The 23139-nt window shown below is 43.4% G+C and carries 20 protein-coding genes and 4 pseudogenes; 17 read left to right on the top strand and 7 right to left on the bottom strand.

The window, feature by feature from the left end:
- Positions 1–257 precede the first annotated feature (257 nt).
- The 3 genes from zwf (at position 258) to ACQY1X_RS01880 (ending at position 4093) form a co-directional block, all read left to right on the top strand.
- Positions 258–1787: a glucose-6-phosphate dehydrogenase gene (gene zwf, locus ACQY1X_RS01890; RefSeq protein ID WP_002736082.1), complete on the top strand. Its 1530-nt coding sequence runs from the start codon at positions 258–260 to the stop codon at positions 1785–1787.
- 106 nt (positions 1788–1893) lie between these two features.
- Positions 1894–3249 (top strand): glucose-6-phosphate dehydrogenase assembly protein OpcA, encoded by a 1356-nt coding sequence (gene opcA, locus ACQY1X_RS01885; RefSeq protein ID WP_002736509.1) that lies wholly within the window; start codon positions 1894–1896, stop codon positions 3247–3249.
- 259 nt (positions 3250–3508) lie between these two features.
- A complete protein-coding gene (locus ACQY1X_RS01880) occupies positions 3509–4093 on the top strand; it encodes a Uma2 family endonuclease (protein WP_130756682.1) in 585 nt (194 codons plus the stop codon).
- A 132-nt stretch (positions 4094–4225) separates the two neighbouring features.
- On the opposite strand, the gene ACQY1X_RS01875 is transcribed toward ACQY1X_RS01880, so the two are convergent.
- Positions 4226–5434 (bottom strand): phosphoglycerate kinase, encoded by a 1209-nt coding sequence (locus tag ACQY1X_RS01875; RefSeq protein WP_069473875.1) that lies wholly within the window; start codon positions 5432–5434, stop codon positions 4226–4228.
- A 163-nt stretch (positions 5435–5597) separates the two neighbouring features.
- On the opposite strand from ACQY1X_RS01875, the gene ACQY1X_RS01870 reads away from it, so the two are divergent.
- From ACQY1X_RS01870 to ACQY1X_RS01860, 3 genes are all read left to right on the top strand, one after another.
- Positions 5598–6008, top strand: a complete 411-nt coding sequence (locus ACQY1X_RS01870) for a universal stress protein (RefSeq protein ID WP_016516027.1) — start codon at positions 5598–5600, stop codon at positions 6006–6008.
- A 518-nt stretch (positions 6009–6526) separates the two neighbouring features.
- Positions 6527–7009 carry a photosystem I reaction center protein subunit XI gene (locus ACQY1X_RS01865; protein ID WP_002737469.1) on the top strand — a complete coding sequence of 161 codons (483 nt, stop codon included), beginning with the start codon at positions 6527–6529 and terminating at the stop codon, positions 7007–7009.
- 57 nt (positions 7010–7066) lie between these two features.
- Complete coding sequence (locus ACQY1X_RS01860) at positions 7067–7183, top strand: photosystem I reaction center subunit VIII (protein ID WP_002737043.1); 117 nt, start codon at positions 7067–7069, stop codon at positions 7181–7183.
- A 155-nt stretch (positions 7184–7338) separates the two neighbouring features.
- On the opposite strand, the gene ACQY1X_RS01855 is transcribed toward ACQY1X_RS01860, so the two are convergent.
- Positions 7339–9540, bottom strand: coding sequence for an ATP-binding protein (locus tag ACQY1X_RS01855; RefSeq protein WP_430015311.1), 2202 nt, complete (start codon positions 9538–9540; stop codon positions 7339–7341).
- A gap of 368 nt (positions 9541–9908) precedes the next feature.
- Here ACQY1X_RS01855 and cobN point away from each other — a divergent pair, with 368 nt between their 5' ends.
- The 8 genes and pseudogenes from cobN (at position 9909) to ACQY1X_RS01815 (ending at position 18864) form a co-directional block, all read left to right on the top strand.
- Positions 9909–13526, top strand: a complete 3618-nt coding sequence (gene cobN, locus ACQY1X_RS01850) for a cobaltochelatase subunit CobN (protein WP_430015310.1) — start codon at positions 9909–9911, stop codon at positions 13524–13526.
- A 74-nt stretch (positions 13527–13600) separates the two neighbouring features.
- Positions 13601–13972: pseudogene (locus tag ACQY1X_RS01845) on the top strand (AAA family ATPase); the annotation flags it as partial.
- A gap of 114 nt (positions 13973–14086) precedes the next feature.
- Positions 14087–14944: an IS5-like element ISMae4 family transposase gene (locus ACQY1X_RS01840; protein ID WP_002732125.1), complete on the top strand. Its 858-nt coding sequence runs from the start codon at positions 14087–14089 to the stop codon at positions 14942–14944.
- A 237-nt stretch (positions 14945–15181) separates the two neighbouring features.
- Positions 15182–16111 (top strand): annotated as a pseudogene (locus ACQY1X_RS01835) (AAA family ATPase); the annotation flags it as partial.
- 4 nt (positions 16112–16115) lie between these two features.
- Positions 16116–16331 (top strand): annotated as a pseudogene (locus ACQY1X_RS01830) (hypothetical protein); the annotation flags it as partial.
- A gap of 154 nt (positions 16332–16485) precedes the next feature.
- A pseudogene (locus tag ACQY1X_RS01825) lies at positions 16486–16941 on the top strand (DUF4276 family protein); the annotation flags it as partial.
- 283 nt (positions 16942–17224) lie between these two features.
- Positions 17225–18277, top strand: coding sequence for a phosphotransferase enzyme family protein (locus ACQY1X_RS01820; protein WP_004162191.1), 1053 nt, complete (start codon positions 17225–17227; stop codon positions 18275–18277).
- A gap of 206 nt (positions 18278–18483) precedes the next feature.
- The gene (locus tag ACQY1X_RS01815) at positions 18484–18864 is read left to right on the top strand and encodes a DUF7682 family zinc-binding protein (protein ID WP_002747647.1); all 381 of its coding nucleotides are present in this window, start codon (positions 18484–18486) and stop codon (positions 18862–18864) included.
- Positions 18865–18873: 9 nt separating this feature from the next.
- On the opposite strand, the gene ACQY1X_RS01810 is transcribed toward ACQY1X_RS01815, so the two are convergent.
- The 3 genes from ACQY1X_RS01810 to ACQY1X_RS01800 are packed head-to-tail and all read right to left on the bottom strand — an operon-like array spanning position 18874 to position 20372.
- Complete coding sequence (locus ACQY1X_RS01810; RefSeq protein ID WP_430015309.1) at positions 18874–19365, bottom strand: DUF29 domain-containing protein; 492 nt, start codon at positions 19363–19365, stop codon at positions 18874–18876.
- Between the two features lie 13 nt (positions 19366–19378).
- Entirely contained in the window at positions 19379–19870 is a 492-nt protein-coding gene (locus ACQY1X_RS01805; RefSeq protein WP_430015308.1) for a DUF29 domain-containing protein, read from the bottom strand.
- Positions 19871–19880: 10 nt separating this feature from the next.
- Positions 19881–20372, bottom strand: a complete 492-nt coding sequence (locus ACQY1X_RS01800; RefSeq protein ID WP_272071883.1) for a DUF29 domain-containing protein — start codon at positions 20370–20372, stop codon at positions 19881–19883.
- Between the two features lie 189 nt (positions 20373–20561).
- Between ACQY1X_RS01800 and ACQY1X_RS01795 the strand changes: the two genes are divergently transcribed.
- On the top strand, positions 20562–21461 hold the full coding sequence (locus ACQY1X_RS01795) for an ROK family protein (protein ID WP_430015307.1): 900 nt from the start codon (positions 20562–20564) through the stop codon (positions 21459–21461).
- Here the strand turns inward: ACQY1X_RS01795 and ACQY1X_RS01790 are convergent.
- Together ACQY1X_RS01790 and ACQY1X_RS01785 are read right to left on the bottom strand one after the other, a co-directional pair.
- Positions 21421–21678 carry a helix-turn-helix domain-containing protein gene (locus tag ACQY1X_RS01790; RefSeq protein WP_002736118.1) on the bottom strand — a complete coding sequence of 86 codons (258 nt, stop codon included), beginning with the start codon at positions 21676–21678 and terminating at the stop codon, positions 21421–21423. The two genes, ACQY1X_RS01795 and ACQY1X_RS01790, sit on opposite strands and share 41 nt — an antisense overlap.
- Positions 21671–21784 (bottom strand): type II toxin-antitoxin system RelE/ParE family toxin, encoded by a 114-nt coding sequence (locus ACQY1X_RS01785; protein ID WP_430013847.1) that lies wholly within the window; start codon positions 21782–21784, stop codon positions 21671–21673. The genes ACQY1X_RS01790 and ACQY1X_RS01785 overlap by 8 nt, the downstream gene beginning before the upstream one ends.
- Positions 21785–22084: 300 nt before the next feature.
- On the opposite strand from ACQY1X_RS01785, the gene ACQY1X_RS01780 reads away from it, so the two are divergent.
- A complete protein-coding gene (locus tag ACQY1X_RS01780; RefSeq protein ID WP_430015306.1) occupies positions 22085–22318 on the top strand; it encodes a hypothetical protein in 234 nt (77 codons plus the stop codon).
- Positions 22315–23115: a PEP-CTERM sorting domain-containing protein gene (locus ACQY1X_RS01775; protein WP_430015305.1), complete on the top strand. Its 801-nt coding sequence runs from the start codon at positions 22315–22317 to the stop codon at positions 23113–23115. Before ACQY1X_RS01780 ends, ACQY1X_RS01775 begins: the two co-directional genes overlap by 4 nt.
- Positions 23116–23139: the final 24 nt, after the last annotated feature.

The raw sequence follows: 23139 nt of genomic DNA, 5'->3' as shown, positions 1-23139 counted from the left end.
TCAGGGACTTTTTCCCTGAATTTTCCCCCCGCTCACTCCCCTGCCCAGAACTTTTTGATCTCAAAAAGGCCTAAAGATATTATCCAATTACTGATGACTGATGACCGATGACCGATGACCGATGACTGATTACTGATTACTGATTACTGATTACTGATTACTGATTACTGATTGTGGTTATTAATTTTTACTTTAGGTATGCCGTCGAGTATTCCCGCTAGACTGGAAAATAATGCACCTCGGCTAGACAAAATCCTATGGTAAAGCTGCTCGAAAATCCTCTCCGAGTGGGATTGCGACAAGAAAGAACCCCAGAACCCTTAATCTTAGTCATTTTTGGGGCATCGGGAGACTTAACCCAAAGAAAACTGGTTCCTGCTCTCTATCAACTGAAACGGGAAAGACGACTACCGGCCGAATTAACCATCGTCGGTACAGCGCGCCGAGAGTGGAGTCATGATTATTTTCGCCAACAGATGCGCCAAGGCATCGAAGAATTTTCCGACGGGATTGGTAGTGAGGAATATTGGCAAGACTTCGCCCAAGGGTTGTACTATTTCCCCGGCAACATGGACGACCCAGAAAGTTACGCCAAAATGAAAGTCTTTCTGGAAGAATTAGACGGAATCCGGGGAACCCGCGGCAATCGAGTCTTTTATCTAGCGGTTTCTCCTAATTTCTTTCCCCCCGGTCTTAAAAACCTCGGGGCAGCCGGAATGCTGAAAGACCCAATTAAACACCGCTTAGTGATCGAAAAACCCTTTGGCAAAGATCTCAGTTCTGCCCAAGTTCTCAATCGAGTCGTACAAGAGGTTTGTCAGGAGAACCAAGTTTATCGCATTGACCACTATTTAGGCAAGGAAACCGTCCAAAACTTACTGGTGTTCCGATTTGCTAACGCCATCTTTGAACCCCTCTGGAATCGTCAATTTATCGATCACGTCCAGATTACCGTGGCCGAAACCGTGGGAGTGGAGGAGCGGGCCGGATATTACGAAAAATCGGGAGCTTTGCGCGATATGGTGCAAAATCACCTGATGCAGTTATTCTGCTTGACGGCGATGGAAGCACCCAACGCTATTAACGCCGATAGTGTCCGTGGCGAAAAAGTCAAAGTCCTGCAAGCGACTCACCTGGCCGATATTAATAACCTAGAAAAATCCGCCATCCGCGGCCAGTATAAAGCCGGTTGGATGAAAGGAAAACCCATTCTGGGCTATCGGCAAGAACCGGGGGTTAATCCCGAATCGACCACTCCCACCTACGTGGCCATGAAATTAATGGTAGATAACTGGCGTTGGCAGGGTGTCCCTTTCTATCTGCGCACCGGTAAACGTCTGCCGAAAAAAGTTTCCGAGATTGCCATCCAATTCCGCCATGTGCCGTTATTAATCTTCCAATCGGCGGCTCAACAAACTAATGCAAATGTACTGAGTATGCGGATTCAGCCTAACGAAGGTATTGCCCTCCGTTTTGAGGCGAAAATGCCGGGCTCGGAATTACGCACGCGCACGGTAGAAATGGACTTTAGTTATGGTTCCTCCTTCGGTGTCACCAGCGCCGATGCCTATAATCGCCTACTTTTAGACGCTATGCTGGGAGATCAAACCCTATTTACCCGTTCTGATGAGGTAGAAGAAGCATGGCGCATCGTTACTCCCGCTCTCGCCGCTTGGGATGCCCCCGCCGATCCTGCCTCCGTACCCCAATACGAAGCGGGTACCTGGGAACCCACAGAAGCGGAATTTCTCCTTAACCGCGATGGCCGTCGTTGGCGACGACTCTAAAACAGTGAACAGTGACCAGTAATCAGTGAGCAGTAAACTAAAAACTCACACCTGATAACTGGTAACTGATAACTGAATCACTGATAACTGATAACTGATAACTGACATGACTACCCAAAGCCCCCCCATTGTCTCCCTGCAAGCACCGAAAGATGTTTCCATCGATGTGATCGAGCAGGAACTGCGCGATATCTGGCAATCCTATAATAATAATGAGGATGGGATGGCCGCCACCCGGGCCACCACCTTTAGCTTTATTGTCTATGAACCCGATGCGGTACAGGAATTGTTAACCCTTCTCGGCTATTACACTGGCCCGATTGATGGTATTGCCGGTCCGCGGACCCACGCCGCCATCAAAGTGGCCCAGAAGGACCTAGAACTAGAAGTAACTGGGCTTTCTAGCGATGAATTTGTCGCTCGGTTAAGGGCGGCCTGGGAAGCGGAAAAAAACGCCGAGGATGGGGCTAATCATCGTCAATACGCCGCCGATTTGGATGCGATTGGGGTGGCAGATGCGATCGCTGCTTCCAATCCCTGTCGCATTATTACCCTCTGTCCCACTGCCGAGGCCGATGAAGGGGTAAAAGCCTCTGTTTCTGCCTATTGTCCCGTTAACAAACGTAGTCAGAACACTTTAGTTTGCTGTGAATACGTCACTTTAAGCGGCACAGCGGAAGCCTTGGAACGAATTGGTGGCATTATTTCCGAGTTAACTATTCCCAGTTTGCCCAAATTTCTCTGGTGGAAAGCCAGTCCCGATGGGGAATATGGACTATTTAAGCGTCTGGCCAGTCAATGTGATACGATTATCGTCGATTCCAGCACTTTTCGGGAACCGGAAACGGAACTGCTGCAAGTGGGGGATTTATTAGCAACAGATGTGCCATTAGCTGACCTAAACTGGAGTCGTCTCGCTCCCTGGCAAGAACTAACCGCCGAGGCTTTTGATCCACCGGAGCGCCGGGATGCTATTCTGGAAGTCGATCGCATCACTATTGATTACGAAAAGGGCAATCCTTGTCAAGCTTTTATGTTCCTCGGTTGGATGGCCAGCCGGTTACAATGGCGACCGGTGGGATATAGTCACCGGTCGGGAGATTACGCTATTCATCGGATTAGCTTCCTCGGTCAGGACCAGCGTTTAATTGAGGCGGAATTAGCCGGTATTCCCGTGGCCGATTGGGGTGAGGTACAAGGGGATCTGATTAGTATTAAACTCACTTCTACTAATCTTCAGGCTGATTGTTGTACGGTAATTTGTTCGGGAACTACTGGCTGTATGCGGATGGAAGCTTCGGGAGGGGCCCAATCTTGCCGGGTTGAACAAGTGTCCCATCTGGAAGACCAAAAAACAGAAACTCTCCTAGGTAAACAGTTACAGCGTTGGGGCCAGGACGTGCTTTATCAAGAAAGCATGAAAGTCACTAGCGCTATCCTCAAATTATCCCAACCGGATTAACAAATTAGCAACAATAATCCCACCCACTTTGGAGAGACCTTGTTAACAAGGTCTCTCGATATTTATACAGTAGTCAGCACCTGATTAAAACCGATAATTATAAGTAGGTAGGCGTTAAAAATTATCAGACACCCCCCTTATCAAGGGGGGCAGGGGGGATCTAACCTAAAATCCATTTTTAATTTAATTATAACCAGCTACTTACCTTTTCAGAAAACAGGTTATTATAAAGACAGAGCTTTGCTTTCAAGGGGGCAATATGGTCGCAACCACTGAGAAACGCTACACAGTCGCAGAATACTTTCAACTAGAGGAAACTGCCACCGACAGACACGAGTATCGAGATGGAGAAATTATTATTATGACTGGGGGAACTCCTAACCATAATCGCATTGCGGGAAATTTTTATAGAAGATTTCCCTTAACTATCCAGAATCAAGCCTATGATATATTTATCACCGATCTACGCTTGGCAATACCCGCCTATAATGTGTACACCTATCCCGATCTTATGATCGTTAAGGGAGAACCAATTCTTGAAAGAGGACGCACCGATACGATTACCAATCCACAGGTGATTATCGAGGTTTTATCAAAATCTACTCAAGACTATAATCGGGGTGATAAGTTTAAATTTTACCGCTCTCTTGATAGTTTTGAAGAATATATTTTAATCGATCAATATGGTTATTATATAGAACAATTTCATAAAAGGGGCGATCATTGGGCATTCCGGGATTATCACGATCAAGAAGCGATTTTAACTTTGTTTTCTCTAGATTTTCAAATATCCCTGACAGATTTATATCAGCGAGTCGATTTTACTGCGATTGAAGTATCCTAGTGGCTCAGCTATTTTTGCCGCAAAATTCATGGTATGATTAACTCCCAATCCAACTTTAAAAACCCACTCCCTAATTCATAAAAAAAGGTGGGGCAACACCCACCTTGTTTAAACCTGAGATATTAGCGATAATTAGGCTTCATCGAGAGCGGCAATACCGGGTAAAACCTTCCCTTCGAGTAATTCCAAACTAGCACCGCCACCGGTGGAAATATGGCTCATTTTTTCCGCCACTCCCACTTTTTCCACCGCCGCTACCGAGTCACCACCACCGATAATGGTAGTTGTACCCGTAGCGGTTAAATCGGCTAAAGTGTGAGCGATCGCATCTGTACCCGCCGCAAATTTATCGAACTCGAACACCCCCATGGGGCCATTCCAGAGGACAGATTTACAGTTAGATAAAGCTTCTTGGAAAACTTTAACTGATTCAGGTCCGATATCCAATCCCATCCAACCATCGGGAATATTTTCGACCTTGACGATTTGGGACTCGGCATCTTTATCGAATTTATCCGCTAACACCACATCAGTAGGAAGGAGAAATTCCACCCCTTTTTCTTTAGCTTTCGCTTCCAGGGATTTGGCTAATTCCAGTTTGTCCTCTTCCACCAAAGACTTACCAACACTTAAACCGCGGGCCTTGTAGAAAGTAAAGATCATACCGCCACCGATGAGCAGTTTATCGCACTTTTCTAATAGAGTTTCGATCACGCCAATTTTACTAGAAACCTTAGAACCGCCGATAATCGCCGCTAGGGGACGTTGGGGAGTTTCAATAGCTGCTTGTAGGTAGTTTAACTCTTTTTCAATCAAATAACCCGCCACCGAGGGGCTGAGATAGTGGGTAACGCCTTCCGTAGAAGCATGAGCGCGGTGGGCGGTACCAAAAGCATCATTAACGTATAAATCGGCATTAGCGGCTAATTTTTTGGCAAAATCGGGGTCATTTGCCTCCTCTTCACCGTGGAAACGCAGATTTTCTAACAGGGCCACTTGACCGTTAGACATTTGACTAATCGCTGCCGTCACTCCCTCACCAATAGAATCGGGACACATGATTACTTCTTGGCCCAATAATTCCGAGAGACGTTTAGCTACAGGAGTCAGACGCAAATTTTCTTTAACTTGACCGTCGGGACGACCCATGTGGCTGCATAAAATAACCTTAGCCCCTTTTTTGATTAAATCCTCAATAGTTGGCAGTGCTGCCCGAATACGGGTATCATCGCTGATTGCCCCAGTGGCTTTGTCCATGGGAACGTTAAAATCGACCCGGACTAAGACCCGTTTGCCCGCTAAATCAGCCTCTGTTAAATTCGCTACTGTTTTTTTTGGCACAGCCCATAACCTCCTAGATTGCTTACCGTACAATAAAGATTAAATCAGGGTATCGCTACTTGCGGCAATTACTTTGACAAAGATTATTTCAGATTTGGGGATCAGTGTTGCAGTTCCAAGACTGATTTGCCCAGAAAAATTTGATTGGAGAGACTTGCTAATTATGTTTGAGACGATTTTATTTCCCATCGACCACAGCCGCGAAAGTCGTGACGCTACCAGTAGTGTGATCGAATTAGTCAAAATCTTTGACAGTCGTTTGGTGCTGTTGTCGGTGGTGGAAACGACACCCACCGGAGAAATTGCCGCCGACGATAAGATGAGTTCGATCGAAGCGGTGGATAGATTGTTACAATCGGCACAGGCCATTTTCGCCCAAGCTGGCATCAAGGCGGAAATGATTGAAAGGGAGGGAATGCCTTCTTTTGTCATCTGTGATGTGGCCGATGAAATTAATGCTCACCTGATTGTTATGGGTTGTCGCGGTTTAGGATTAACTAGCGAAGGTGTGTCCGAAAGCGTCACCACCAAAGTTATTAACCTTGCCCCCTGTCCAGTGTTGATTATCCCTTAATCAGTGAGCAGTTATCAGTGAGCAGTTATCAGTGAGCAGTTATAGCGTTTCCTAAGCTAGTGAGGTACACCTATTTTTCTTCCCTTTTTCCTCTTGCATGAGTGCATGAGTGCCTAAAACCCATAACTTTTGTAGCTCAGCAGACTGAAAAAGGCTATATCATACTAAATCCAGTTATTAAAGACTGATTATCTATTCCTCCTTTTGCCCCTTGCCCCTTGCCTCTTGCCTATCCTGATATGTAGCCTATACTCAACGGATTTAGTATCAGATGTGAGTTTTCAGTTCACTGATTACTGTTTACTGGACGGCTACGCCGTGCCTTTGGCAACACTGAAACAAAGCTCCCCACTCCCCCGTCTCCTGAGAGAAATGTAACGAATTGTGAGAGTTTCAGCCGTCAACCCTTGAAAACTCGATCGATGGGGTTGCTTGAAGTAATTCTTAGGCCTAAAGTGTAATCTTAAAGTTTTATGATCAATTTTCCTGTTGATCGGAAAAAGGAGAACTCAAACACAATGGCTGAAACTGGATACAAACAGGTGGTGACACCCTACAATGATGATCCGTTCATTGGTCATCTAGCTACCCCCATTTCCGCTTCTGGTTTTACCAAAGCTTTTATTGGTAACTTACCTGCCTATCGTCCCGGTCTAGCTCCGATTCTGCGCGGTCTAGAAGTGGGTATGGCCCACGGTTATTTCCTCGGTGGTCCCTGGGTTGTCCTGGGTCCCTTGAGAGACTCGGAATATGCTAATCTCGGCGGCTTAATCCCCGCTTTAGCCATGGTTCTCTTGGCTACGGGTTGTTTAGCTAGTTATGGTCTTGTCTCCTTCCAAGGTAAGGCCGCTAGTGGTGATCCTCTGCAATCCTCCGAGGGTTGGAGTCAATTCGCCGCCGGTTTCTTTATTGGTGGTATGGGTGGCGCTTTTGTGGCCTATTTCCTCCTAGAAAATCTTGGTGTCGTTGATGGCATCATGCGCGGGGTTTTTAATCAATAATTAACCCTTGTTCTACCTGATTATCATTTCCTTATTTTTTTACTAGGAGCATTTGACATGACTGGTGCCTACGCAGCTTCTTATCTGCCTTGGATTTTAATCCCAATCGTCTGTTGGTTAATGCCAGCCGTGGTTATGGGGTTGTTATTTATCTATATCGAAAGTGAATCCTAATTTAGCCTAGGATTCCTACAATTAAGGGCTTGAAAATTAGCTATGTGATAGTTAGTTTTCAAGCCCTATTTTCTGAGGAAAAAGGAAAAAATTGACCAGATGAAAATGAGATGCAACCCTACCCCCACCGAAAAACTTTTTGCCGCAAACCCCACTTATAAAGCGGTTAGATAGCGGATTTTTTCCAACAATAGGGAGGGTTGAATCGGTTTGAGGAGATAGTCATCAATGCCATGACGACCGAGGAAATTAACGCTGATTTCAGGGGTATCATTCAAGATTAGCACTTTACTGGCTTGAGTTTGCCTGGATTTTTTTAAGAGATGACAAAGATGATATATATCGGGCATTTTTCGATCGACAATTATAATACTTGGCTGCACGATCTCAATTTTTTTGATAGCGGAGACACTATCGATTAACCAAATAACTTGATAATGTGCCACCATCAATAACTCACAAATAAGATTGGCAATTTCTTCGTCACTTTCAATTAAAACTATAGTGGGATGGTGCTGATTAAAATGGGGATTATGATCCGAGGGTTGGGGTTGAGATTTGGGTGGCTTTTGTTGAGGTAAACGGACGGTAAAGATGGAACCTTTATCTAAGCAAGATTCTACCTCGATCGTGCCGCGATGGAGTTCCACTAATTGTTTAGTTAAAGCCAGTCCTAATCCCATACCACCATAACGACGTTTACGAGAGCCATCCAACTGGGTAAATTTTTCAAACAGAAGCGGTATTTTTTGAGCAGGAATGCCGATGCCCGTGTCCTCTACCTGAAAAATGACCTGACTGCCTTCTTTCCACAGTCTCAGCGTGACAGCACCCTGTTCGGGGGTAAATTTTAGGGCATTTTTTAACAAGTACAAAAGTATCTGCTGAACTCGATCGTAATCGGCATAAAAATAATGCTCTTTTTCGGTGATTTTCATCTCTAAAATCAGATTAATTTCTTTAATTTCTGCCTCTGTTTTGATAATTTCTAAAACATGATTACAGAGATATTTTAGCGAAAATTGTTTAATATCTAAAACGGCTTTGCCTGCCGAAATTTGCGAGAAATTAAGCAAATCATTAATTAATTCTAATAGTTTATTGCCGTTATCCTGAATAACTTGTAGATAGTGTTTTTGTTTATCGGGAGGTAAAAAATTACTGGCTGCCGAGCATTTTTGCAGGGTACTGGACAAACCGATAATACAAGTTAGGGGAGTTAATAACTCATGACTCATATTATTTAAAAATTCACTTTTGCAGAGGTTAGCAGCTTCGGCGGCCATTAAAGTATCTTGTAATTCTTGGGTTCTTTCGATTACCCGGCGCTCAAAAATATCTTTTTGTTCCTGTACTTGGGAATATAATTGCGCTTGATAGATAGCGATGGCGAGATGTTCACCAATCTGACCTAAAAATTTCTTTTCCTGCGGCAACCATTGGCGTTTTTCTCCACATTGATGGGCAATTAATAAACCCCACAATTCTTCTTGTACCACAATGGGAGCGATTAATTTTGATCGCACTTGGTGTTGTCGCAAAAATTCGGACAAACAGAAGGAAGAAGAATAGTTAACATCCACATCATCCACGGACAGAATTAATCCTTGACGATACTTTTCCTTGTATTGGGGAATATAGGAAAAACAATCGTCTTCAGGGGTTAAATTTAACACGGAATTTATCTGGTCAGAAACGCGCGACTCGGAAGTTATTTTTCCCTTTCCCTCACTGATACCGTGGAAAAATTGATAAATTAACAATCGGTCCACTTGCAGAAATTCCCGCGCTTCCCTGACCACGGTTTCCAGAATCACCGGTAACTCCAAACTCTGACGCATTTGGGTGATGACTTGGTTTAATAATCTTTCCTGTTCGATTTGTTGGGATAGGGCCGCTTCTACCGGTTGACAAACGGAGAAGATGCGGGGACAACCCCCCTCAGCAGACGGAGAAGAAGTTATAGAGAGAATTTTGACTAAAATTTTATTTTGAAAACTGCTGACATTAATGGATGGAGGCAAATTTAAAATTTGATAACCCTGCTGAATTTTTGGGTGGTGGAGAGACTTGACGGCCAGTCCTTGCAGAAAACTTTTAATCGTGTTCGCTTCAAAACTAATGCGGACTTCGTAATCAAAGTTATGTGCTTGGGGACTGGCTAACAATAAAGCTTGTAGGTCAGTGGAAAGCAAGAGTTGATAGATTTCCCCCGTCTGTGGGGGAATATCTCTTTCACTGAGACTAATCCTGGGCCCTGTTACCTGTATTGCCAACTGTCCCCACCAAGAACGAATTTGTTCGAGGTGAGTAGATGACAACACTTGACAGCAAACATAAGCGGGAGAAGCGTTCATTTATCAGTTATCAGTTATCAGTTATCAGTTATCAGTTATCAGTTATCAGTTATCAGTTATCAGTAAGGTGATGGGGGGACTGGGGACTGGGGTTTGGTCAAGTTTTCTTAGTCCCTATCCCCTACTATTCCCCAATCCCTATTCTTAACATTGTTTCTCGTAAGTGGGAAATGTAACCTAATTTGATATCAACTCCTGACGACCGACCACTGGCTCCCCAAAACGAAAACTTCGCACCTCACCATTAAGATAACTGCTATAAATTGCCGCAGACAGATATAATCATCTCTATCTACCCAACAATGATCCCTCGATCGAGACCCTGATTCTCAAAACCTAATCATTATTTAACCTGACTCTCAAAACTTATGCACCGTATTGCTCCCCAAGCGGGTGGTTGGACAGCAGATACCGAAGGGGTGATTATTATTGACCAAAATCCGGCCCCGATTGTTCTCCTCACCATGGCTGATACCGATATTCAAACTCTAGCGGCAGCTATCGACCATCTACCGGATAATTTTCCCGCAATTCGCGCCCTGAATTTATCACAGTTACAGCAGCAATACAGTATTGATAACTATGGGGACAAGGTACTATCCCAAGCAAGGGTGATTATTCTTCGCTTATTGGGGGGACGGGGGAGTTGGTCCTACGGATTGGAAGTAGTTAAGGAAATTGTCGAGGAAACCGGTGCAACTTTATTTGTCCTCCCGGGAGAGGATAAACCGGATTTAGAGTTGATGAGTCATTCCACTGCTTCCCTGACTACTGTTAACCAGTTATGGTGCTATTTCACGGAAGCAGGGATAGATAACTGGATTAATGCTGCTAAATTTATCGCGCATACCTGTCTCCATCTCGACTATTCTCCCTCTCCACCTAGGGTTGTCCCTAGGTTGGGAATCTATTCCCAGACAACCCTATCCCAACCCCAAGCACGGACTTGGATACTTTTCTATCGTTCCCATTATCTCGCGGGTAATACCAAAGCTATCGATGCTTTAATCAGTGCTTTCACCCAAAGAAACATTGAAACTGTCCCTATCTTTCTCTCCTCTCTCCGGGAAATCGAAGTGCAAGAGGAACTATTAACCCTCTTTTCCCAGCATCCCCCAGACCTAATTCTCGACACCACTAGCTTCTCTATCCAGCGACCGGAAGACAAACAAAATCATCACTTCTGGCAGTCCCTCAATAAACCCATCTTCCAAGTTATCCTCAGCAGCAGCAGTTTAGAAGCTTATCAACAGGGTTATCAAGGTCTTTCCCCCCGGGATGTGGCCATGAATATCGCTTTACCGGAAATGGATGGCAAAATTATCACCCGCGCTATTTCCTTTAAATCTGTCCTCACCCGACATCCCAAACTAGAAACGGAAATAGTTATCTATCAACCCCTCCCCCACCGGGTTGATTTTGTCGCTGATTTAACCGCAAACTATTGTCAACTCTCCTCCCTTCCCAACTCCCAGAAAAAAATTGCCCTCATTTTCCCCAACTATCCCAATAAGGATGGTCGTATCGCTAACGGAGTTGGTTTAGATACTCCCGCTAGTGGTTTGGAAATTCTTCGCGCACTACAAACCCAAGGTTATACCCTCACCGACCTACCCGACCATAGCGATGAATTAATGCGATTGCTTATTTCTGGTATCACTAATGACCTGGAGACAAGGGAATTAAAACCTATCTATCAATCTCTCTCCCTAGAAGCATATCTAGATTATTTCTCCTCCCTTCCCCCCGATAATCAAAGCGCTCTGCTTGACCGTTGGGGACATCCAGACAAGGATTTTCCTATCCCGGGCCTCCAGTTAGGTAATGTCTTTATCGGTATTCAACCTTCTCGCGGTTATGACCTTGACCCGACTCTTAATTATCATTCCCCCGACCTGGAACCTACCCACAGCTATCTCGCTTTTTACCATTGGTTACGACGGGAATTCCAAGTCACTGCCGTGATTAATCTCGGTAAACACGGCAATTTAGAATGGCTACCGGGGAAAAGTCTCGCTCTTTCTCCCCATTGTTATCCCGAAATTGCTTTCTCGTCGCTGCCGAATTTTTATCCGTTTATTGTCAATGACCCCGGAGAAGGTTCCAACGCTAAAAGACGTTCCCAAGCTGTTATCATCGACCATCTCACTCCCCCAATGACGCGAGCGGAATTGTATGGGGATTGGGAAAAGTTAGAGTCCCTCATCGATGAATATTATCAAGCAGAATCTCTTGATCCTTCTCGTTTAGCTCTGATTCGCGAGCGGATTAACGATCTGGTGGCGAAAACTAATCTCGATCGAGAGCTAGGCACGATTAGCGCCTCCTTTGGTCAATTTCTCACCGTCGTGGATGGTTATCTCTGTGAACTCAAGGAAGCACAAATCCGCGACGGTTTACATATCTTCGGTCAATGTCCCCAGGGTCAGCAGTTAATTGATTTAATCCAATCGATCGCTCGTTCTCCCAGTCCCGACCGCCCCGGTTTAACCCGTTCGATCGCCCTTGACCTCCATCTCGACTGCGACCCCCTGACGGAATATAACGATACTACTACCTATCTGGAAAGTCTCGCTCAGGATTTAATTAGCCAGAAAATTGAACCTGTAGGCGAAAATACGGCAAAAGAATTGGTTTGGCTAGAAAATCAGTTAATTCCTGCTTTAAAACAAACTCCCGATGAACTTACCTATCTCTTAAAAGGTCTCGCTGGCCAATACGTCCCCAGTGGTGCTTCCGGCGCTCCTACCCGCGGCCGTCCCGATGTTCTCCCCACCGGCAGAAATTTCTATTCCGTCGATACCCGCGCAATCCCCACAGAAACCGCGTGGGAAGTGGGAAGAAAGGCTGCAGAGGCACTAATTGAACGTTATACCCAAGAAAATGGCGAATATCCCCGCACTTTGGCGATTTCTATCTGGGGAACCTCGACGATGAGAAATAGTGGCGAAGATGTGGCCGAAGCCATGGCTTTACTGGGAATTCGTCCCCTTTGGGATGGTTTTTTCCGTCGGGTGGTCGGGTTTGAAATCCTTACCCCGTCTAGCTTAGGCCGTCCTCGCATTGATGTTACTGTTCGGGTATCCGGCTTTTTTAGGGACAGTTTCCCCAGCATACTACATCTTCTTAATTCTGGCATAAATGCGGTAGCTTGTCAAGAGGAAGAGGAAAAAATTAATCCTTTAGCGGCGAAAGTGAAGACAGAGAGGGAGTTTTGGCTAAGTCAGGGCTTAGGAGAAAAAGAGGCGAAACTGAGAGCTACTGCCAGAATCTTTGGCTGCAAACCGGGTGCTTATGGGGCCGGTTTACAGGGGTTAATCGAGTCACAAAACTGGCAAAATGATCAAGACTTAGCTAATGCTTATATTAACTGGAGTTGTTATGCCTATGATAGCCAAGGAACTGCCCATTCTTTACCGGAAGTATTGAGAAATAGACTGCAAGAATTAGAGATAGTGCTGCACAATCAGGACAATCGGGAACACGATATTTTCGACTCCGATGACTACTATCAATTTCAAGGCGGCTTAACTGCCAGTGTCCGGGCTTTAACCGGCAAAAATCCCGTCACCTATTTTGGTGATCATTCCCGACCGGAAAATCCCCGCATCAGAACCCTAGAGGAAGAAATTCGCCGGGTTTACCGTTCGCGAGTGGTTAACCCCAAATGGATAGCGGGAGTGATGCGACACGGCTATAAAGGCGCTTTCGAGATGGCTGCAACCGTAGATTATATTTTTGCCTACTCTGCCACTACTCATCTGGTGGAGGATTTTATCTATCAGGGAGTAGCCGAAGCTTATTTATTTGACGAGAAGGTACAACAATTTATTCAGGAGAAAAACCCCTGGGCATTGCGAGATATGGCCGAAAGATTATTAGAGGCTCAACAACGGGGATTATGGACCCAGGTGGACCAGAAAACTTTAGATCAATTGAGGGCAATTGTCCATGAGGCCGAAGGAGCGATCGAATCGGGTCAGTAATTGATAACTGGTCTAGAATCAATCTATCAAGAAATTGCTCAAATTACTTTAGTAATGAGAAACGGGACTAAATAATGGCCGGAATTGAGGGATTGAGGATTAAAAATTATCGAGCGCTCAAGGATATAACCCTGGGCAAGTTATGGAATACTCAAAATCGAGATTCTCTGACACCGATGACGGCCGTTATCGGCAAAAATGGTGTGGGAAAAAGCACACTTTTTGATGCCTTCGGTTTTTTATCTGATTGTCTTAAAGGAGGAGTAGAAGAAGCTTGTGATGCGCGGGGTCGGGGCGGCTTTGAGCGTCTTCGTTCCCAGGGTCAGGAAGGAAGCATTGAATTTCAGATTTATTACAAAGAAGATTACAATTCCCGACCAATTACCTATGAATTAGCTATTGATCTAGATACCGATAATAGACCTTATGTAAAAAAAAGACCTCTTGCATAATTTTTTTATGGTATAATATAAGGTTTTGCTTTTTTCTCAATTCTTAGATTGAAGTGGAAAAAAGAATAAAATGTGATCTTAGGTCAGGAAATCATCTATAATTTTGCTATGTTTATTAGCAAAATTATGGATTATCAAAACTTATCAGATGAACAATTCAAACGCCGTTTCGGTGTGTACAAACAAACATATAGAAAGATGGTAGAATCAGTAAAAAGTGTTGAAGCCGACTCTAATTCACCATCTAAAAGGGGACCGAAACCTAAACTATCTATAGAAGAACAAGTTTTAGTAACGTTAGAATATTGGCGAGAATATAGAACATATTTTCACATTGGTACAAGCTGGGAACTATCAGAATCAACTATATGTCGGATTGTAAATAAGACGGAAAAAATGCTTTTACAATCGGGAAACTTCCGTTTAAAAGGAAAAAAAGCTTTACTCAATCAAGCAGAGATACCGGTCATAACGGTAATGGATGTAACGGAAACTCCCATTGAACGCCCCCAAAAGAAACAGAAAGATTTTTTTTCGGGTAAAAGAGGTTATCATACTTTAAAATCCCAATTAGTAGCTGATCAAAATACAGAGGAAATTATCTGTGTCTTCTGTGGGAAAGGTAGAGGTCATGATTTTAGTTTATTTAAAAAAAGTCGAGTTCGTTTTCATCCTTTAACTACCAGCATAGAAGACAGTGGTTATCAGGGAATAGCTGCATACCATAGTAATAGTTATACACCGAAAAAGAAATCGAAAAATAGAAAATTAACAGAGTTAGAAAAAGAGTATAACAAGGCTTTAGCCAAAGAAAGGATTATCATTGAACATATAAATAGGAAACTCAAAATCTTTAAAATCTTATCCTGTAAATATCGGAATCGTCGTCGAAGATATAGTTTAAGAGTTAACTTGTTGGCGGCTATTTATAACTGTGAGTTAGGGATAGGTATAGCAGCTTCTTAAAAGTTGCCTAAAGATTAATCAAGTCAAGGAGAATTTATTCTCAATTTTTATAATTGAGATAGTTTGTGCCGCTTAAATAAAGAGGTTTTGATAACCAAATTAAAGCAGCTCTAAAGAGTTTTGAGTTAAAAGTTAAACTTCAAGTTTTCATTCAGGACGAATGTACTGATTAACTAATTTTTTGGGGAAAATTAGTTAACCCATCATTATAACATATAATTAATTTGCAAGAGTTCTAAAGAAAGACTCAGACAGAGAAGAAAAGGTCAAAAGACCGGATGGCCTTTTTCATTTTTAATCCTCGATGAAGGGAAAGGAATCGTCTGGAAAGGAGAAGAAGAAGGGAAACAAGTAGAAGAAGGTCAAGACCATTTTGATTTATTTAAGTTAATAGAAAAAATTCAACGAGAAGCTGATGAGGAAAGCAAGGAAACCGAGTTAGTGGAACTGAATGATAAGCGCAAACTAGGAATTGCTACGTTAGGTTCTCTCAAACAGCATCCGAGAATTTCCCTATTTCGGAGATTTATTGAGGGATGGTATCTCAGCTATTTTACTCCCGATGCGGCCAGAAGTTTGCCCCTAGCAGGACCCCAGAAACATTTGAATATCCATGGAGATAATCTCGGTAATGTGGTGCAGTTTATGGAAAGAGAGCATTCCAAGAAATTTCAGAATATACTTAATAGTATTTCTCGTAAGATACCGGGTATAGAAAAAATTAGCACCGAAAAAAGTCCCGATAATCGACTACTATTAAAATTTAATGATCGGGGATTCCAAGACCCATTTTATGTACAGCAAATGTCCGATGGTACTTTAAAAGTATTGGCCTATCTCTTACTGTTAGAAAACCCTTCCCCACCGCCATTTATCTGTATTGAGGAGCCAGAAAACGGCTTATACCATAAACTATTAGAAACCTTGGCTCAAGAATTTAGAAAACACGCCACAGGACAGAGAGGAAGTTCTCAAATTTTTATCACCACTCATCAACCTTATTTTGTTGATGCTCTCCAGCCGGAAGAAGTTTGGATTCTGGAAAAGGGTGATGATGGTTTTTCTCGGATTAAACGGGCCAGTGACAATCCTTTAATTAAGAATCTCGTCTCAGAAGGATTGCCCCTTGGTAGTCTTTGGTATAGTGATTACTTAGATGAGAGATAAGGTCATGCACTTTGAAATTTTGGTCGAGGATTTGTCGGGAAAAAAAGCACTTGATATTCTAATTCCTAAGATTATTGACATGAATGCAGGTCATACATTTAGGGTTCATTCCTATAAAGGCAGTGGTCATATTCCCAGAGACTTACAGTCTGTTTCCGATCCTAGTAAAAGGATTCTTCTTGAGCGACTACCTAAACTGATTCAAGGATATGATAAAACTTTTTTGGCTCTTCTAGGTTCTGTGTGATAAGTTTAACTTACTATATGATCGATCGATCTTTGTGTCCTTTGTGTCTTTGTGGTTCGTTCCACCCCCTCGCTCTTGAGAAATGTATCTTAGAATACATTTTACCCACCAAAGCTGGGAGAGCCCTTTTTCTAGTTACCCTGATAATTATGCTGCTGTACTGATTGTGGTTTGCGATCTGGATAATCGATGTTTTCGGAAATTTCGACAGGAATTAAGCAATTGTCTGGAAAAATCTGCTATCCAATCCCAAATTTACTTCTGTATTGCTATTGAAGAAGGAGAAGCTTGGTATTTAGGTGATATTAATGCCATAAAAATTGCTTATCCCCAGGCCAAAAGTGCTATCTTGGATTCCTATATTAATGATAGTATCTGTGGTACTTGGGAAAAACTGGCAGATGCTATATACAGAGGTGGAGCGAAACAATTATCTAAGTTAGGTGGAGCTTCTGTGGGTCAAGAGAAAACAGTCTGGGCAGAAAATATTTCTCCTCAGATGAATGTGGACATTAATCGATCGCCCAGCTTTGGCTATTTTCGAGATAAACTACGTCATCTCAGTCAGGAAGAATCAAGATAAGCAATATTTTTTCAGGCTAAACTTTTAGGCATTTAAAATAATCGTCGAGAGCGGGCAGTAGGGGATATTAAGTATCTGGGTAAAATTATTTACCCATAGCGATCCTTGTCTAGCAAGGCTTTCAGCCCTCTGTGGCTGGTAATTAATTTTGCCTGACTACTTAAAGACTGATTAACAGAGGAATGTAGCGAAATATACGGAGCGATCGAACCGATTTGTAATATATGTGGCCTATAAAATAGGATGATGCGAGCGTTGTCCACACTTGCATCGGGAGGGAATCGTGACGACTTTTCTGGCTTCGCTCAATTTACTGCCTTCTAGTTCTCCCGCTGCCAATTTTCGCACTGGAGAATGGACTTTTCCCACACTCTACTCCACTCTGGCTCCCGCTGCCCTAGCAGATTTGGTTTTTTCTCGTTACGAGATTGATATGCCGAAAAATTGTCAATTTTGGCATCGGGGTTTAAGTGATGTGTATCTCCTCGAAACCCTGACAACTCCCTACATTTTGCGCGTATCTCACTGCCATTGGCGCAGCAAAATGGAAATAGACTTCGAGCTAGAATTATTAGATTATCTCGATCGCTCTCAGGTTCCCGTCGCCGCGCCAATTCGCAGCAAAAACGGTGATTTATCCCTAGAAATTAATGCTCCGGAAGGGAAACGTTACGCCGTCCTCTTTCCCTATGCTCCTGGGGGAATTGCTATTGGGGATATAGATATAGAACAAGCCTATCATTTAGGGGCGATCGTGGCTAATTTACATCGGGTGACGGCAGATTTTCACCCCCTAGCCTATCGTCATCCCCTCAACCTCAAATATCTTCTCGAGGATTCCCTGCAAATTATCGCACCTTTTCTGCACCAACGACCGAGGGACCTAGACTGTGTTTTAGAAACCATTGGGGAAATAGAGGAAGAAACCGCCAAATTACCGACAGAATCTCCCTATTGGAGCATTTGTTGGGGCGATCCTCATAGTGGTAATGTGCATATCACCCCTGATAATCAGATGACCCTATTTGATTTCGATCAGTGCGGTTATGGTTGGCGAGTTTTTGATATCGCTAAATTTTTGCAAGTTTCCCTACAATCCGGCTTAAATCGCCAGATTCGCCACAGTTTTATCCAAGGTTACGAGCAAACAGTGCCTTTAACCGATGGTGAATTATCTTGTCTTCAGTATCTCACCCAAGCGGCCTATATTTGGTCTTGGTCAATTAGCTTAAATAACCTGCGTTTAACCGATTATAGTCGTCTCTGTGCTAATTATTTTAGTAGCCGTTTAGCTATTCTCAAACGTTTAAGAACCCAAGAATGGGAATTATTCTAAGCAGCCTTAATCCTTTTGGTGACAGCAGTCCCTAACTAACCAAGATCAACTTTCTGGCTGGTCAATGGCCAAACGAGGTATCGATCCCTGTATGCTGGTAAGTATAGATAATCACTGGGTAAAGACTTTCTTCTCCATCTGCCAAAAGTGAAGCAAGCTTTACCGCTCTTGAATAGTCGCTCACAGCCTTACAGACAGATGGTATTATGTCCAGAAGAAAGAAGAAGTTTCCCTGTGGTCACAAGGGTTATGGCCAAGTCTGCCATCATTGCGCTCAACTAGATGCCGCTTGGGAAGAAAGAAAACGTCAAAAAAATGCTTGGGAAGCCACTTTTTCCCAGGATCCGATCGATCTGCGGGAATTACCGAAAAATGTGGTACTTAAAGCTAGGGAAATCCTGCAAGGATTGCAAAATCACCGCAATTATCGAGATTTCCACGGTAAACGATTGCGACACGATCGCTTTATTATCAGTATCCCCGTTACCCGCAATTATCGCCTCATCTGTCGCGACCACGGCAATCTTCTCGTCCCAGAGGCGGTGATCTCTCACGAGGACTATAATGTCTGTAAACCGGGTAGGTGAAGCTAATCTTTAGTTCACCTCGGAAGATTGATCCCTGTTTATATCTCCCCAATCCGGCAACCAATTTTCATCGAGAATCTCCTCTAGATTAGCTAACAATTCCCCGGGGAAAATACTGGCATCTAATTTGGTTTCGTCAATAAGCAGATTGCGAGCATCGAGATAACATTTTGCTAAAATTTCCCTTAAATAGGACTTTAAACTGGGACTATCTGCTAAAAGATCAGCAATTTGTAGGCGAAAATTCCTGATTTCTTTTTTCCATCCCGCTTGGTTGTAATCTCGTTGGGATTGCCAGTAGGTTAACTTCAGTAAATGTTCTAGAAGTCGAGTTAAGAGACTCTTAAGCGCTCGTCGATTATTTTTTCCCAAATCTGCTAACTCCTCTAATAAATTCTGCCAATCTACCGCTTGAAAATCCCCCCGACGCAATTGGTTGATAGTGGACTCTAACCAAAGTTGATAATCGCTATCGTAAAGATTTGGGATGGTAATATTCATGATTTTTTACTCCTTAATTGCACTTTTCAGAATCATTGCTGATAGCTTCCCAATCCGGCAGCCAATTTTCATCGAGAATCTCCTCGAGATTAGCTAACAATTCCCCGGGGAAAATACTGGCATCTAATTGGGTTATATCAATAATTATCTCCCGAGCATCGCTGTAACATTTCTCAAGTATCTCGGATAAATAGGGTTTGAGACTGGGACTATCTCTCAGTAATTTCTTGATTTGTTTCCGAAAGGTTCTAATTTCCCCTTTCCATCCTGCTTGATGATAATCTCGTTGGGATTGCCAGTAAGTTAACTTCAGTAAATGTTCTAAAAGTCGAGTTAATAAACTTTCTAATGCTCGTCGTTCACTTTTCTCCAAATCTGCCAACTCCTCTAATAAATTCTGCCAATCTACCCCTTGAAAATCGCCTTGACGCAATTGGTTGATAGTGTTTTCTAACCAAAGTTGATAATCCCTATCGTAGAGATTTGAAATGGTCATATTCATCATTTTTTACTCCTTAATTGCACTGTTCAGAATCCTTGCTGATAGCTTCCCAATCCGGCAGCCAATTTTGATCGAGAATCTCCTCTAGATTAGCTAACACTTCCAGAGGGAAAATACTAGCATCTAATTCGGTTTCGTCAATAAGCAGATTGCGAGCATCGAGATAACATTCCTGCAAAATTTCTCTTAAATAGAGCTTTAAACTGGGACTCTCTTTAAGAATTTTTTTGATCTGAATCCGAAAATTGCGAATTTCTTTTTTCCATCCAGCTTGATTATAATCCCGTTGGGATTGCCAGTAAGTTAACTTCAGTAAATGTTCTAAAAGTCGAGTTAATAAACTTTCTAATGCTCGTCGTTCACTTTTCCCCAAATCTGCCAACTCCTCTAATAAATTTTGCCAATCTACCCCTTGAAAATCCCCTTGACGCAATTGGTTGATAGTATTTTCTAACCAAAGCTGATAATCGCTATCGTAGAGAGTGGGGATGGTAATATTCATCATTTTTAAAATGGGTAAAAATCAGGAAATAAGGTGCAGGTATCTAAACTATAGAAGAAATTTGGGGCTAATCAATGAGCTAGTTTTGCCAGTTTAGCCTAATTATCCTCTCGATCACATCTAACTGCGAAAAAAACCGCCAAAAAGAGTGATAATAAACCTACCTATTCCCAGAGTAACAAGGAAAGCCCGATGGTGAAAACAGTCATAGGTGTCGATTTAGGTGGAACCGCTATTAAAATTGGTAAATTTGACCAAGAGGGCAATTGTCTCGAATCTCTCACCTTGCCCACTCCCCAACCCGCTACACCCAAAGAAGTCGCCCATACCATACATCAAGGCATTTGTCAAGTAAATTTAGATAAAAGTTGTCAAGCCATCGGTGTGGGAGCGCCGGGTCCGACGGATGCTCAGGGAAGAATTGCCAAAATAGCGATTAATTTGGCAGGATGGCGGGATATTCCCCTGGCCGATTGGTTAGAAGAAAGTACGGGAATGCCGACAATTTTAGCCAATGATGCCAATTGTGCCGGTTTGGGAGAAGCTTGGTTAGGAGCGGGCAAACGCTTTCAAAACTTGATCCTGTTGACCTTGGGAACGGGAGTAGGAGGGGCAATTATCCTCGATGGTAACTTATTTGTGGGCAGCAAGGGAGCGGCCGCAGAATTAGGCTTAATAACCCTCAATTTTGACGGTCCATTGTGCAATAGCGGTAATCAGGGTTCCTTGGAACAGTACGCCTCCCTGCAAGCTATTCGCCGGATGACTGGCAAAGAACCGAAGCAATTGGCGGAATTGGCCGAAAAAGGCGATCGAGAGGCTTTAGAATTCTGGCAGGGTTACGGTTGTTTACTGGGGGCTGGTATCGCCAGTTTACTCTATGTTCTCACCCCAGAGGCGGTAATTATCGGCGGCGGTATTAGTGCCAGTGCTAAGTTTTTCTTTCCCTCTCTCCTCACAGAAATCGAAAGACGGGTTTTACCTAGTTCCAGAGAAGGATTAGAGGTGTTAACGGCTGAGTTAGGTAATCGCGCCGGGATGGTGGGGGCTGCTAAATTAGCTTGGCAATTAATCGACCTTCCCAGAAAGTAGAAATACCGACAGATTCCACGTTCTCTTCTAGGTTGAAAACTGTTGCTTTATCCCAATTTAACTTACGCGCTAATTCTTCCTGGGTCAGTCCAGCTTCTTCTCTTGCCTGCGCTAATATAACTCCCAGCTTGAAACTGAGATAACCAGACTCGAAGCCTTGGGAAAATTGACTGTCAGTTTGTTTTCTTCTGTTAATATATTGTTCCACATCACTCATCGTCGAATCTCCTGTTTAAGTAGTCTCGTTTTCGTTGCTGTGCCAAATTAATCTCTTGGGATGGTGTTTTTTGAGTCTTTTTGGCAAATCCGTTCGTTAAAATCATTAAATCACTTTCTCCAAAAAAGCCCAGCAGACGGAATATATTATTGCCAACCTAAACTCTCACTTCCCAAATATCATCAGTATTGACTAATTTTTTCAGGTATTGACTCGGGACAGAATCTAACTCCTGAATTAAGCGTAAAACCCAACTTTTTGAGCTTGTTTTCCAGACAGAGAATTTAAAAAATCTTCAACGGGGCTGGCTCCTGACTGGGTACGATAGAAAACAATCTCTTTCATATAATAATCAGTTTAAGGAAACATTTCAATATTTTAGCGATCGCATTTCCTTCGGAGTGTAGTGATTCCATATCGCCCGGCATTGGTGGTGTATTATTTTACATCGTCATCCAATAATCCTGAAAATCCCAAAATCGCTGAAAATCCTGATGCTGACAAGGAAGTAGCGCAGATACTAGCGTCAGCCATGAGGGAGAGAAATGTAAAGATTTATAAAATTGTAGCTTTTAATACAATGGGGGGGGGAGAAGTGTGTATATTTGCCGACGTTTATCTTAAAACCACTAAAAAATGAAATTTGTCTCATTGTTATCCATCTCTGCGCTCACAAGCAGTATCCTCATCGCGACCCCCCAAGCGAAAGCAGCAGTAGTTTTCCTTGACTTGAATACCTTTACCCCTGGGGGACCAGGCACAGGAACATTCGCGGGAACCCTAGGGGGAGTGAACGTTACAGGTTCTATACTCGCTGGTGGCTCCTCTAACTTTCAGATTCTAGGCATTAACCCGACAGATTGGGCAGGAACAACAATCGATAATACTACTCCCCAATACAGCTACAGCAACATCTATACTCCATCCCAAAATTTAGGTGATCGGGTAGGTTATGGTATGTTCGCAGGAGCAAGCAGCCAGAGTGCGACTTTAACGATTCAGTTTAGCTCGCCCGTGACCAATCCCACCTTCCACGTTGCCAATCTTGACGAGATGATCTATGATTTCTCCGATCCCAGCAATGGTTCAATCGCACTCAGTTTATTGAGCGGTAACGGTGGTGGTGGCGATGGTTTAACAGTCGATACCACGAACAAAATCATCGCCGATGTGAATCCGTTTACTGGCGTTGGTCTTTCTCCCTTCACTCCCCCTCCGACTACTGGTGCTCGTTCCGCTTACGGTTCTGTGGCGTTGTTGGGGACTTTTTCCACCTTGAACATCAAGCTACAGGGAAATCCTAGTCTAACAGTTGCTGCGGATGGTGGAAGCTTTATGATCTCAACTACAGTTCCCGAACCCTCTACAGTCCTCAGCTTATTAACCCTCGGCACTCTCGGCGCAGCTTCAACCCTCAAACGCAAACTCAAACCATAAAAGTAGGCTAAATTGCTGACAAAA

The organism is Microcystis protocystis FBCC-A270 (assembly GCF_050500235.1).
Lineage (GTDB): Bacteria > Cyanobacteriota > Cyanobacteriia > Cyanobacteriales > Microcystaceae > Microcystis > Microcystis ichthyoblabe_A.
The sequence above is the reverse complement of the archived record's forward strand: the minus strand, read 5'-3'. Positions and strand labels throughout refer to the sequence as shown.